Origin of the sequence: Ideonella sp. (assembly GCF_041914305.1) — a bacterium.
GTDB lineage: Bacteria > Pseudomonadota > Gammaproteobacteria > Burkholderiales > Burkholderiaceae_C > Ideonella.
Genome location: NZ_JAYSDQ010000018.1, coordinates 80,869 through 93,022 on the forward strand (window position 1 = coordinate 80,869; position 12,154 = coordinate 93,022).

Sequence of the window (12,154 nt, forward strand, 5' to 3'; positions counted from 1 at the left end):
TCGCCATGCAAAACAAGCCCTACCTCGAACACGCCGACGTGCGGAAGATTCTCGAGGCCGCCCGCGCCGAAGCCTGGACGCACCACTGGACCGTGTCGATCTCCGTCGTCGACGATGGCGGCCACCTGCTGGGCTTCTACCGGCTCGACGGCGCGCCCGCACTGAGCTCGGAAATGGCCACCGCCAAGGCCCGCACCGCCGCGCTGGGCCGGCGCGAATCGCGCCACTATGAAGAGATGATCAACCAGGGCCGCACGGCCTTCCTCAGCGCGCCCAACCTCAGCGGCATGCTCGAAGGCGCGGTGCCGATCATCCTGCACAACCATGTGCTGGGCGCCGTGGGCGTCAGCGGTGTGAAGTCGAACGAAGACGCCCAGGTGGCGCGCGCCGGCGTGGCCGCGGTCGCCCCGGTCTGAGACCCGGGTTTCATCAGGCCAGGCGGGGGCCCACCTCGCCCACCCAGGGGCGTCGGCGATGCCCCTGTTTTTTTGCCCGGCCGCCTCAAGCGGGGCCCCGGGTCAGGGCGAGGTCGCTTCGGTCGCCGGCAGCGACCGGCGCAGCCAGGTCACGGCTTCAGCCGCCGGCACCGGCCGGCTGAAGTAGTAGCCCTGGAATTCGTCACAGCCGGCGTGGCGCGCGGCGTCGGCCTGCTCGGCGGTTTCGACGCCTTCGGCCACCACCTTCAGCCGCAGCGCACGCGCGAGCTGGCACACCGCGCGGACGACGGCCTGCGCATCGGCCGCCGGCATCGGGTCGATCAGCAGGCGGTCGATCTTGACCACCTGCAGCGGCAGGCTGCGCAGGATGTTGAGCGACGAGACCCCGGCGCCGAAGTCATCGAGCGCGACCTGCAGGCCCAGCGCACCGAACTCGGTGATGCGCTCGCGGGCCTGGTCGAGGTGGGTCGCGGCCGCGGTCTCGGTGATCTCGATCGTCAGGAACTGCGGCGGCACGCGGTGCAGCGCCATGCTGCGCGCCACGAGGCCGGCGAAATCGGGGTCCAGCAGTTGCAGCGGTGACACGTTCACCGCCACCGGCACCACCGGCTCGCCGGCGGCCAGCCAGGCCGCGACCTGCGCACAGGCCTTGTCGAGGATCAGCGCGCCGAGCGCGCCGATCAGGCCGGTGCGTTCGGCCGCGGGGATGAAATCCGCCGGGCTGACCAGGCCGACGCCGGGCCGCTGCCAGCGCACCAGCGCCTCGAAGCCGGTCAGGCGGCCGTCGGCAGCCGCGATCTTGGGTTGGTAGACGAGCAGGAACTCTTCGTTGTGCAGGCCGGCGCGCAAGGCCTGCTCGGCCTTCAGCGAGGCGCCCGAGCCGCGCACGAAGCCGGCGTCTGCCAGGCGCACCGACAGGCCCGGCACGCGCTTGGCCTCGTGCATCGCGGCCTGCGCGGCGCGCAGCAGCGCCTCGGGCGCGCGGCCCGATTCGGGGTGCAGCGCCAGGCCGATCGAGACATCGACATAGAAGCGGTGGTCGGGCAGCTCCAGCGGTTGCAGCAGGCGCTCGCGCACCTGGCCGGCCAGCGCCAGCGACGCCGCCTCGGCCCCGCCCTCGCCCGCCGGCAACGGCAGCAACAGCGCGAACTCGTCTTCGCCCAGGCGCATCGCCTCGGCCGGCGGCGGCGCCGCCTCGCGCAGGGCACGGGCCAGCGCGCGCAGCACGTCGTCGCCGACCGATGGGCCATGGGCTTCGTTGAAGAGCTTGAAGCGGTCCACGTCCATCAGCAGCAGGCCGAAAGGCTGGCCCAGCTCGCACAGGTGGGCCAAGCGGCTCAGCAGCGCGCTGCGGTTGGGCAGGCCGGTCAGGCCGTCTTCGGTGGCCTGGCGCAGCAGCGCCGCGGCCGCGGCATGGTGCTCGGTGTCGTCGATCACCACCACCTGCTCGGCCGGCCGGCCATCCCATTCGATGCGCCAGGATGCGAAGCGCAGGTACATGTGGCGGCCATCGTGGCGAATGCGCGGGCCCTCCCACTGGACCTGGTCGACCTGGCCGGTGACGATGGCGCGGTGGCGCGACCGCGAGCGCTCGCGGTCGGCGTCTTCGACATGCTTGCTGCGCCACGGCAGCGGAAAAGGCGTGCCGCCGGGGTGGTTGTAGATCACCCGCGCCGCGTTGTTGGCGTAGGGCACGTGGTCGTCCTGGATCACGATCACGCCGAAGTGCGACTTCTCGGTCATGCGCAGGTACTGGTCGCGCAGCCGCTGGGCGGCCTCGCCGCTGCGGCGCAGCGCCGCATACAGCAGGCTGAAGCCCAGGCCGACCCGCAGCACCGTGCCCAGGCTGGCCTGCATCGCCAGGCCCGATTCGCCAAATGCCACGAACCAGAACTGGTTCAACCCGAGGATCACCAGCAGCAGGCCGCTCAGGCGCTCGGCCCGCTGGTTCGGCCACAGCCAGCGCGCCGCCACCAGCCCGACACCCAGGTTCAGCACGCCCGACAGCGCCTGCCCGGCGCGCGGCTCGAGCGGCAAGGCGACCAGGTAGATCACCACCAGCACCGCGGCAAAGCCCGACAGGCTGCGGCGCGACAGGCTGCGCCCGGCCAGGCCTGCGGCGCCGATGGCCAGCAGCACCAGCGCACCGGCCACCGACGCGACCAGTAAGGCGGCCGCCGGCCACGACGCGAGGCCCTGGCTCTTTTGCCACCACAAGAAGGCCGGCGGCACCAGCACCTGCACCAGCGTGGCCAGGCCCAGCGAACGCAGGAACATCTGCTCGCGATGGCGGCGCCAAGCCAGCACCAGGGCCAGGCCAACGATCAGATTGACCAGCGAATTGATCAGGAAGGGGTAACCCATGTCCAACGACGGCAGCGGCTCAACTTCGGCTGCTCGACCTCTATCGGCCGATTTGCCCGTGATTCAAGCGCCAGGCCCCGGCAGTCGGGTTTTCATGCCGGGATAGCGCCATCCGACCGGTGGCCCATGCGGCCCCCGAGCGGGTCAAGGTCGGTGTCAACGTTGTCATTGTGGGGCCGCGAGTGTGTCGGGTTCAGCCCAGGCTGTACAGGGCCTGGCGCATCGCCGCGGCTTCGTTGACCGTGCGCAGTTGCTGGTAGGCAGCTTCGGCCTCGGGGAAGCGCCGGCGCAGGAAGTTCAGCCACTGCTTCAGCCGGCCCGGCCGGTGGCGCGGCGTGATGTGGTGCTCGATGCCGGCCCAGAACACGCGCAGCAGCGCCAGCAGATGGGGCCATTCGAGTGCCGCCGGAACACCCGCTGCCTGCACCGCCGCCGGTTCGCCCAGGGCCGCCCGCAGCGCCAGGGCCAGGCCGGGGTCGGCGACCATGCCGCGGCCGAGCATCAGGTTGGCGCACCCGCTGACCTCGCGGCAGCGCAGCGCGTCGTCGACCGTCCAGATCTCGCCGTTGGCCACCAGCGGCACGTCGACCGCCTGACCCAGCTCGGCGATGCGCTCCCAGTAGGCCGGCGGGCGGTAACCGTCGCGCTTGGAGCGGGCGTGGACCACGATCTCGCCGGCCCCGCCATCGGCCAGCGCCTGCGCGCATTCTTCGGCGCGGCTGTGGTCTTCGGTGCCCAGGCGCATCTTGGCCGACACCGGCAGGTGGGCCGGCACGGCGCGCCGCACCGCGGCCATGATGCGGTTCAACAGTTCGGGGTCGTCCAGCAGCGCAGCGCCGCCGCCATGGCGGTTGACCACCTTGGCCGGGCAGCCGAAGTTCAGGTCGACCCCGGTCGGCCCGAGCGAGGCCAGGCGCGCCGCGTTGTCGGCCAGGCACGCCGGGTCCGACCCCAACAGCTGGCCGCGCACCGGCACGCCCGCCGGCGTGTTGCCGCCGTTGGCCAGCTCGGGCATCACGCGAAAGAACACCCGCTCGGGCAGCAGCGTGTCGGTGACGCGGATGAACTCGCTGACGCAGCGGTCGATGCCGCCCACCCGCGTCAACATGTCGCGCAGGTGGTGGTCGAGCAGGCCCTCCATCGGGGCCAGGAGCAATTGCATGGGCAGACGCCGGGTCAGCGCTCGCGGCGCTCGGGCTCGGTCACGTGCAGGAAGCGGGTGAAGGTGTCTTTCGGCGGCTGCACGTCGGCCTGGCGCATCACGTTGCCGACCGCCCCGCGGTGGTAGCCGCCGTGGGTGATCACGTGGGCCAGCATCTCTTCACGCGTCATGCAGCCCTTCAACCCGTCGGTGAAGGTGAAGCTGACCGGCTCGCGCAGGCGCTCGGGCGACAGCGTGGCGACGTGGTCGATGTACCAACGGTCGGTCTCGGCGACCGCCGCCTGCAGCGCGTCCAGCGTCGGCGTCTCGGTGGTGTTGGTGCCGGTATGGCCGTGCGGCGTGCCCGACAGATGGCCGACGAAGATGCGGTCGACCACGTAAATGTGGTTCAGCAGCCGGATCGCCGTGTGGCGCTGGGCCGCGTGGGCCTCGGCGTCGACCTGGCGCAGTTCGGCGAACAACTCGGCGTTGGCCCAGGCCTTGTACTGGAACAGGGAAAGCAGCAGCGTTGAAGTGCTCATGTCGGTGCGGAGCGAAGGTGGGCCACGCATTGTGCAGCGTGCGCCATCGCCCCCACCGGCCGTGGGCCTGGTTGGGCTACCGGCGTGCGCACATGATGCGCACGCCCCCGCCGGTACGCAGGCCGTCTTTGCGGCGGGCGAAGTAGCGCGGGTTCAGCTCGTCGGCGCCCAGGTCGTCGGTCTGCGTGAAGCCCAGCTCGCGCAATTGCCGCGCCAGCGCGGCCGGGTCGAAGCTCGACAGCCAAGGCTCGCCCATCGCCGCGATCTGCTGCGACACCACCTCGTGGATCGCGCGCTCGACCGGGTTCAACTGCTCGGCCGGCACGCGGTAGTCGAAGACGATGCCGCTGCCCGCAGGCAGCGTGGCCACGTCGGCCAGCGTCTTCATCACTGCCTGCGGCGTCAGGTATAGCGTCACGCCGAGCCAGGCCAAGAACACCGGCTGGTCGGTGCGCAGGCCGGCCGACCGCAGCGCCGCCAGCAGGTCGTTGCGCTCGAAGTCGACCGGCACGAAGGTGGTGTCGCCCACGTCGAGGCCGGCGGCCTGCAGCGCGCCTTGCTTCCAGCGCTGGGTCGACGGGTGGTCGACCTCGTACACGCGCAAGCCCTGCGCAGCATGCACGTTGCGCGCGGCAAACGTGTCCAGCCCGGCGCCCAGCACCACGTACTGGCGCAGGCCCGCGGCCACGCTGCGCGCCAGCTCGTCTTCGGCCACGCGGCTGCGGGCCACCAGCGCGGCGCGCAGGCCACGCGACATCGGGTCGTTGCAGACGAAGGGGTCGGCCCGCAGCGCGGCGGCCGCCTCTTCGCCCAGCAGCGGCAGCGCCAGCGGGTCGTCGAGCACCACCGGCTCGTCGAGCAGCGCATGCACGGCGCGCAGCGTGGCCACGCGCAGCGCGGTGCGGCTGGGCTCGCCGCGGTGGATGATGTTGGCGTTCGGCGTGTTCATCGTTCGTGCTCCTGAATGGCTGTTCGAGGGCGCACTGTGCGGGCTCACGCGGCGTGAGGGTCAAGCGCGGCGCTGGCTGCGTGAGGCTCCAGCGCGGCGCCTGCCGCGAGTGCCTGATGGATGTACTCGCGCACCTCGGGCGGCAGCACGGCCCCGGCGCGCAGCAAGGGCTCGTTGGCATGGGCCTGCATCAGCCGGGCGCTCAGCGCGGCGTCGTTGCGGGTCAGGCGCGCCAGCAAGCGGCGCCAGGCGTGGACCACCGGCTGCGCCGCCAGGTCGTCGGGGGGTGTGCCGGCGCGCCGCAGCGCATCGACCTGGGCCGCCAGCGCCGCCCAGTCGGCCTGCAGCGACTTGTCGAGCCGCTCGATGTCGTCGGCCGACAGGTACTTGCGCAGCGTGGCCAGGCGCAGCTCGACGGCCTGGTCGATGTAGTGCAGCGTCGCGCGGTCGATGCCGGCCCGGTTGCGGTGGCTGACCGGCTGTTCCTCGAGCATCTGGCGCCAGCGTTTGAGCAGCCGCATGTCGCCACGCATCCAGCGCATCGTCAGGTCCATCCAGCGGCGGGCCAGCGGTTGCAGCGACAGTGCATCGGTCGGCACGCCGGCCTGCATCGCGGCCTTCACCTCGGCCACCAGCGGTGGCCATTCGGCCTCGGTGCGCGCCCAGTCTTCGAACAGGCGCTGGATCTCTTCGGCGCTGAAGTACTGCGCACAGGCGTTCATCAGCGACAGCCCGCCCAGCCAATCGTCCAGTCTCGGCTGGCCGCCGGTGGCCAGCAGCGAATGCATCAGCGTCAGCTTCGAGCGCAGCTGCCGGCTGCGCTCGATCTGCTCGTCGAGCGCAGCGATCTGGCGTGCAATCAGCGCCGGCAGCGGCGTGCCGTGGTGCGCATCGAGCAGCGAGGCAATCTCGGCCAGCGTCAGCCCCATGCCCCGCAGCGCCTGGATGCCGTGCAGCCGCGCCACGTCCTGGTCGTCGTACAGGCGGTAGCCCGAGCCAGACCGGGCCGACGGCTGCAGCAGCCCGATGCTGTCGTAGTGGTGCAGCGCGCGCACGGTGAGCCCGCTGCGCCGGGCCAGCTCTCCTACTTTCAGCAAGCGCGCTCCTGTCGGGTTCGGAACCGCGCAGTATCAACCCTTACGCAGCGTGAGGGTCAAGCCGCTGGCGGCGCGGTGGCTTGGCCGAGGGCGCCGCCAGCACCACGGCGAGCAGCACACAGCCCAGCCCCGCCCACTGCGCCAGGCGGATCGGCTCGCCCAGCCACAGGGCCGACAGCAGCAGCGCCGAGACCGGCAGCCAGGCGGTGGCCAACGAAGCCCGCGTGCCGCTGGTGCGGGCGCTGCCGGCATACCAGAGCAGAAAGCCGCCGACCGTGGGCACCCAGGCGTAGTAGGCGATCACGCCGAGGGCCCGGGCGTCCAGCACCGACGGCGAGGTGTAGATCATCAGTGCCGCCGGCACCGCCGACAGCACCAGGCCGCCGGCGCTCATCAAGGTCGACATCGCCAGCGCCGGCACCGGGTTGGCCAGGCGCTTGTTGGCGAGGATGAACAGCGCCTCGCAGCCGATGGCCGCCAGCACCAGCGCGATGCCCAGCCAACGCTGCGGTGCGGCGGCATCGGCCGCGCCCGGCGCGGCGGCCACCACCATCACGCCGCCTGTGGCCAGCACGACCGACACCGCCAGGCGCCAGCCCGGCCGTTCGCCGAGGAACAGCACCGACACCAGCGCCGACACGGCCGGCAGCGTGCCGGCGACGATGCCCGCATCGGCCGCGCCGCAGCGCCTGACGCCCTCGATCAACAGCACCATGTAGCCCACGCTGCCCGCGGCAGCCTGCAGCAGCAACAGCACACCGTCGCGCCAGCCCACGCGCGGCCAGCGGGCGCCGGCCCGGTGCATCAGCAGCAAGAACACCGGCAACGCCGCGGCATGACGCAAGGCCGTGGCGAGAAAGGGCTCGACGCTCTGGCCGATCAGCTGGCTGGCGACCACGGTGCTGCCGACCAGCCCCATCGCCAGGCTGCACAGCCACTGGCCCTTGACAGACTCTCGGGGCTCGCGCGATGCGAGCGGTTCAAACGGTACGGACATGCAAGACCCTTGAAAGACATTCCAGGGTCCGCAGTCTCGCGACGCAACGCGCCGCGGTCTTGAACGTGGTTGCAGCGGGCGGTCAGCGCCCGGCGGCCTGCTGCCACGCGCCGGGCGTGTAGCCGAAGTGGCGGGCGAAGGTCCGCGTCATGTGGCTCTGGTCGGCAAAGCCGCTGGCCGCCGCGGCCTCGGCCAGGCCCGCGCCGAGGCGGATCAGCCCCCTCGCCCGCTCGGCGCGCTGCTGCAGCAGCCACGCGAACGGCGTCAGGCCGAAGACCTTCTGGAACTGCCGCAGCAGCTGGAACTTGCTCAGCCCGGCGAGCGCGGCGAGCCGGTCCAGGCTGGGCACGTCCAGCGGGTCGTCGGCCAGGCGATCGCGCACGGCCAGCATGCGCTGGGCCGCCAGCCCGACCGGGGCGTCACGCCGCACCACGTTGGCGTGGCCTTGCAGCAGCAGGCCGCAGGCGTGGGCCAGCGCTTCGTCGCAGGCCAGTGCATCGGCGCCGGTGGTAGCGCCGGCGTTCCAGCGCGCCAGCCGGTCCAGCAGGCGGCGCATGGCCTGGCCCAGACGAGGGTCGCGCAGCACCGGCCGGGTCAGCGCCAGGTCGGCCGGCGCCTCGACCACCGAGGCCACCACCTGCGGCTCGAGGTAGACCATGCGCCAGCGCCGCGAGTCGGCGCCCAGTGGCCGGCCATCGTGCACCTCGCCCGGGTTGGTGGTGATCAGGTCGCCGGCAAAGGCCTCGACATCGCCCTGCCCGCTGGCCGAGCGCTGCGCGCCCTGCTCGACCACGCCCAGCCCGAAGCTGGCGTGCCAGTGCCGGCCGAAGTGGCGCGCGCTGTCGATCCAGGTGCCGTGCACGCCCGGCCACGGCGAGCCGAGCACGACGCTGTGGTGGTGGGGGGCGGCGGCCATGGCGCGCATGATGCCCGAGGCCCGGGCCCGCGGCGCCTTCTACTGCTTCTTGATGGCGCTCGGGCAATCCTTCTTGGCCGTCTCCGTCACGCACCAGTCGGCAAACAGGACGGTCTCGTCACGCAGGTACGACTTGTTGTCCAGGCTGCGGTAGATGCCCCATTTGCCGCGGTTGTAGGAGGCCCCGGTGCGCCAGGTGTCGAGCGTGCCGCTTTTCCACGACAGCAACGACGCGCCATCGCTGAGCCTGCGCAGGGTCACCTGGATGCTGCCGTTGTCATCGTTCAGGATTCGAACGTACGCCTCGACCCAGGTATTGATGAACGGCGCCAGGTTGACCTCGGCCTTCACCCCGCTGTTGGACGACCCGGTGTAGATGACCTGCAAGGTGCTCGGGTTGCCGAAGCGCGGCGTGAGCGTGAGGATCGGCGAATCGTCGTCGCCACCGTAGGCCTTGACCTGGTGGATGTGCGTGAAGCTGGGCGATGGCTGGAAGCCGCTGGGCAGCTTGAACTTCCAGCGGTAGTAGGCGGTTTCGCCGCGCGTGTGCTGCTGGGTGGGCGAGCCTTCGGGCGATGTCTTGATCTCCACCCGTTGGCGGTCGGTGGCGCTGCAGCGGTCGTCGTCGAGATCGCGGTGGATGTCGAAGGCGAACACGTACTTCTTCAGCTCGCTGTCGAGGGCTTCGCGCACATGCCGCACGTTGTGCTTGCAATCGGGCACCTCGATCCCGAACTTCTTCGACTCGATCAATTCGTAGGTGTTGCCGACACCATCGGCACTCAAGGTGACGGCGGCCTGGGCAGCGCATACGCCGAGCAGCAGGGCGGCGCCGACGCCATGGCGCGCGTTCAAGAAGCGGGTGGTGTCTTTCATTGACGGACCTTTGGTTGGGTAGGACGGGGGCGCCCTGAGAGGAGACGCCGACCATCCCGATGCTTCCGGCCAGCCTCTGGGCCGTCAACGCGCGGATGTAACGACTCGCCCGCCAGGCCTGCACGCCCATCGCCAGCCGCGCTGCGGGGGGGCCGCCGGCGAAAACGCGCGGCCGCGGCGGCTGCCTTCACCACAACTCGACACAGCGGCACCGCACGAATATTCATGCGCCCGACCACCGGCGCCGCCGCTGGCACGGCACATTGACCCCAGCCGCCAGGCGCGCGACGATTGGGCCATGAGTGAGAACACGCTGCCGCCGCTGCCCACGCCGTCGCCCGCAGGGGCCCAACGCTGGCGCGACCCGCGCCGCTACCTGTGGCTGCTGAGCCCGTTCTTCGCCTTCGCCGCCGCCTGGCACCTGGTGAACTTCTGGCGCAGCGGGGCCGAGTTCTGGCTCTGGCTGCTGCCGTCGGTGATGTACGGCGTGATCCCGACGGTTGACGCGCTGCTCGGCCCGGACACCCGCAACCCGCCGGACGGCAGCACCACCGCGCTCGAAGCCGACAACTACTACCGCGCGATCGTCGTCGCGTTCATCCCGTTCCAGTACGCGGCCACGATCATCGGCTGTGCGCTGGCGGCCACGGCGCCGTTGTCGGCCACCGGGTGGATCGGGCTGGTGCTCACGGTCGGCGGCATCAACGGCGTCGCGATCAACACCGCGCACGAGCTGGGCCACAAGCGGCCACGCTGGGAGCGCTGGCTGTCACGCGTCACGCTGGCGCCGGTGGCCTACGGGCATTTCTACACCGAGCACAACCGCGGCCACCATCTGCGCGTGGCCACGCCGGACGACCCGGCCAGCGCGCGCATGGGCGAGAGCTTCTGGGCTTTTCTGCCGCGCACGATGATCGGCAGCGTGCGTTCGGCTTGGCACATCGAACGTGGCAGCTTAGCCGGCCGCGGGCTGCCCGCCTGGCACTGGCGCAACGAGGTGCTGCAGGCCTGGGCGATGACGCTGGTGTTGTTCGGCGCACTGGCGTGGGCCTTCGGGCCCAAAGTGCTGCTGTTTCTGGCCGTGCAGGCGTTCTACGGCGCGTCGCTGCTCGAGGTGGTGAACTACATCGAGCACTACGGCCTGCTGCGCGCGCAACGGCCAGACGGGCGGCGCGAGCCCTGCAACGTGACGCACTCGTGGAACTCGAGCCACGTGCTGTCGAACCTGTTTCTGTACCAGTTGCAGCGCCACAGCGACCACCACGCCCACCCGGGCCGCCGCTACCAAGCCTTGCGCCATTTCGCGCAGAGCCCGCAACTGCCCTCGGGCTATGCGGCGATGCTGTTGCTAGCCTATGTGCCCCCGCTGTGGTTTCGGGTGATGGACCCGAAGGTGCTGGCGCACTATGGCGGCGATGTGAGCCTGGCCAATCTGCACCCGCCGCGTCGCTCGGCGCTGCTGGCGCGATACGCCCGCGGTGGCGGGTGAAGGCCTCAGGCGCCGCTGACGGCCTGGCGAGCCGCCAGGCCGGGTCAGGGTGTCAGTGCGAGTAGTCCGGCGTGACGGCCGGGGTGGCGTATTCGAAGCCGATCACGGCACGGGCGTAGAAGTAGTTCTCGCGCGCACGCTCGCTCAAGGCGTCCAGGTCGACCTGGCCGTGTTCATTGCACGGGAAAACCATCGCGCGGCCTTGGTTGAACAAGGATTGGAACCGCAGCTCGTAACGCTGTTGGGCTGACGGCGTGGTTTCGATGCAGATGTCCATTTGAGGTCTCCACAGGCACCTGGAGGTTCCGGGTGTATGGCTTTAACTCTAAGCACCCAGGCTCCGGTTGACAGCGGACGGACGCCGATCGGATGTGTCGGCGCCAGGCGTGACGTCTTGTCAGCTTTTGTCCGACAAGCGGCGGCGCAGCGCCCCCAGCCCCAACACGCCCGCGACAACCACGAAACCGGCCGCGACACCGGTCAGCGCATCGGCCAGCGCCGTCACCAGCCAGCCCACCGACGGCAGCGCCGCAGTAGCAGACTCGATCGCATGGTGCAGCGCCGGAAAGCCATGCACCAGGATGCCGCCGCCGACCAGGAACATGGCCGCGGTGCCGACCACCGCCAGCACCCGCATCAGCTTGGGCGCCGCGGCCAGCAGCAGCGCCCCCACACGCTGCGACAACGCGCCCGGGCGCTTGCTCAGCGCCAGGCCGGCGTCGTCCAGCTTGACGATGCCGGCGACGATGCCGTAGACACCGATCGTCATCACCACCGCCACCAGCGCCAGCACGCTGGCCTGGGTGGCCAGCGCGGTGCCGGCCACGCTGCCGAGCGTGATAGCGATGATCTCGGCCGACAGCACGAAGTCGGTGCGCACCGCGCCCTTGATCTTGTCTTTCTCGAACGCCACCAGGTCGGCCTCACCGGCCAGCAGCGCCTGCGTCAGCTCGGTGTGCTCGGCCAGGTCTTCGGCCGCGCTGTGCAGCATGCGGTGGGCCAGCTTCTCGGCGCCTTCGAAGCACAGGTAGGCGCCGCCCACCATCAGCAGCGGCGTGATCAGCCACGGCGCCACCGCGCTGATCGCCAGCGCCGCCGGCACCAGGATCGCCTTGTTGACCAGCGAGCCCTTGGCCACCGCCCAGACCACCGGCAGCTCGCGGTCGGCCGTCACCCCGGTGACCTGCTGGGCATTGAGCGCCAGGTCGTCGCCCAGCACGCCGGCAGTCTTCTGGGCCGCCACCTTGGTCAGCAGGGCGACATCGTCGAGCACCGTGGCGATGTCGTCGATCAGGGCAAGCAGGCTGGCAGCGGCCATGGCAGAGCTGAGGCAAGTGGCGAAACGC

The 12,154-nt window shown here is 70.9% G+C and carries 12 protein-coding genes; 2 read left to right on the plus strand and 10 right to left on the minus strand.

The genetic code is table 11. The features are described from left to right. Positions 1–5 precede the first annotated feature (5 nt). Positions 6–416 carry a heme-binding protein gene (locus ACE3SG_RS21915; RefSeq protein WP_329720582.1) on the plus strand — a complete coding sequence of 137 codons (411 nt, stop codon included), beginning with the start codon at positions 6–8 and terminating at the stop codon, positions 414–416. 102 nt (positions 417–518) lie between these two features. On the opposite strand, the gene ACE3SG_RS21920 is transcribed toward ACE3SG_RS21915, so the two are convergent. The 8 genes from ACE3SG_RS21920 to ACE3SG_RS21955 all read right to left on the minus strand — a co-directional run bounded on the left by ACE3SG_RS21920 (position 519) and on the right by ACE3SG_RS21955 (position 9,319). Next, the gene (locus ACE3SG_RS21920) at positions 519–2,801 is read right to left on the minus strand and encodes a putative bifunctional diguanylate cyclase/phosphodiesterase (protein WP_374568348.1); all 2,283 of its coding nucleotides are present in this window, start codon (positions 2,799–2,801) and stop codon (positions 519–521) included. Positions 2,802–2,994: 193 nt separating this feature from the next. Continuing rightward, positions 2,995–3,963, minus strand: coding sequence for a tRNA dihydrouridine synthase (locus tag ACE3SG_RS21925; RefSeq protein WP_374568349.1), 969 nt, complete (start codon positions 3,961–3,963; stop codon positions 2,995–2,997). A 14-nt stretch (positions 3,964–3,977) separates the two neighbouring features. Beyond that, positions 3,978–4,484, minus strand: a complete 507-nt coding sequence (locus ACE3SG_RS21930; RefSeq protein WP_374568350.1) for a DinB family protein — start codon at positions 4,482–4,484, stop codon at positions 3,978–3,980. A 76-nt stretch (positions 4,485–4,560) separates the two neighbouring features. Further along, positions 4,561–5,433, minus strand: a complete 873-nt coding sequence (locus tag ACE3SG_RS21935) for a class I SAM-dependent methyltransferase (protein ID WP_374568351.1) — start codon at positions 5,431–5,433, stop codon at positions 4,561–4,563. 44 nt (positions 5,434–5,477) lie between these two features. Continuing rightward, positions 5,478–6,530: a MerR family transcriptional regulator gene (locus ACE3SG_RS21940; RefSeq protein WP_374568352.1), complete on the minus strand. Its 1,053-nt coding sequence runs from the start codon at positions 6,528–6,530 to the stop codon at positions 5,478–5,480. 40 nt (positions 6,531–6,570) lie between these two features. Next, positions 6,571–7,527, minus strand: a complete 957-nt coding sequence (locus ACE3SG_RS21945) for a DMT family transporter (protein WP_374568353.1) — start codon at positions 7,525–7,527, stop codon at positions 6,571–6,573. 82 nt (positions 7,528–7,609) lie between these two features. Then, positions 7,610–8,443, minus strand: coding sequence for an AraC family transcriptional regulator (locus tag ACE3SG_RS21950; RefSeq protein WP_374568354.1), 834 nt, complete (start codon positions 8,441–8,443; stop codon positions 7,610–7,612). Between the two features lie 39 nt (positions 8,444–8,482). Then, positions 8,483–9,319 (minus strand): heparin lyase I family protein, encoded by an 837-nt coding sequence (locus ACE3SG_RS21955; protein WP_374568355.1) that lies wholly within the window; start codon positions 9,317–9,319, stop codon positions 8,483–8,485. A gap of 322 nt (positions 9,320–9,641) precedes the next feature. Here ACE3SG_RS21955 and ACE3SG_RS21960 point away from each other — a divergent pair, with 322 nt between their 5' ends. Then, positions 9,642–10,808 (plus strand): alkane 1-monooxygenase, encoded by a 1,167-nt coding sequence (locus tag ACE3SG_RS21960; RefSeq protein WP_374568411.1) that lies wholly within the window; start codon positions 9,642–9,644, stop codon positions 10,806–10,808. Positions 10,809–10,860: 52 nt separating this feature from the next. Here ACE3SG_RS21960 and ACE3SG_RS21965 read toward each other — a convergent pair whose 3' ends face one another. Together ACE3SG_RS21965 and ACE3SG_RS21970 are read right to left on the minus strand one after the other, a co-directional pair. Then, positions 10,861–11,085, minus strand: coding sequence for a hypothetical protein (locus ACE3SG_RS21965; RefSeq protein WP_374568356.1), 225 nt, complete (start codon positions 11,083–11,085; stop codon positions 10,861–10,863). Positions 11,086–11,205: 120 nt separating this feature from the next. After that, a complete protein-coding gene (locus ACE3SG_RS21970) occupies positions 11,206–12,126 on the minus strand; it encodes a DUF808 domain-containing protein (protein ID WP_374568357.1) in 921 nt (306 codons plus the stop codon). Positions 12,127–12,154: the final 28 nt, after the last annotated feature.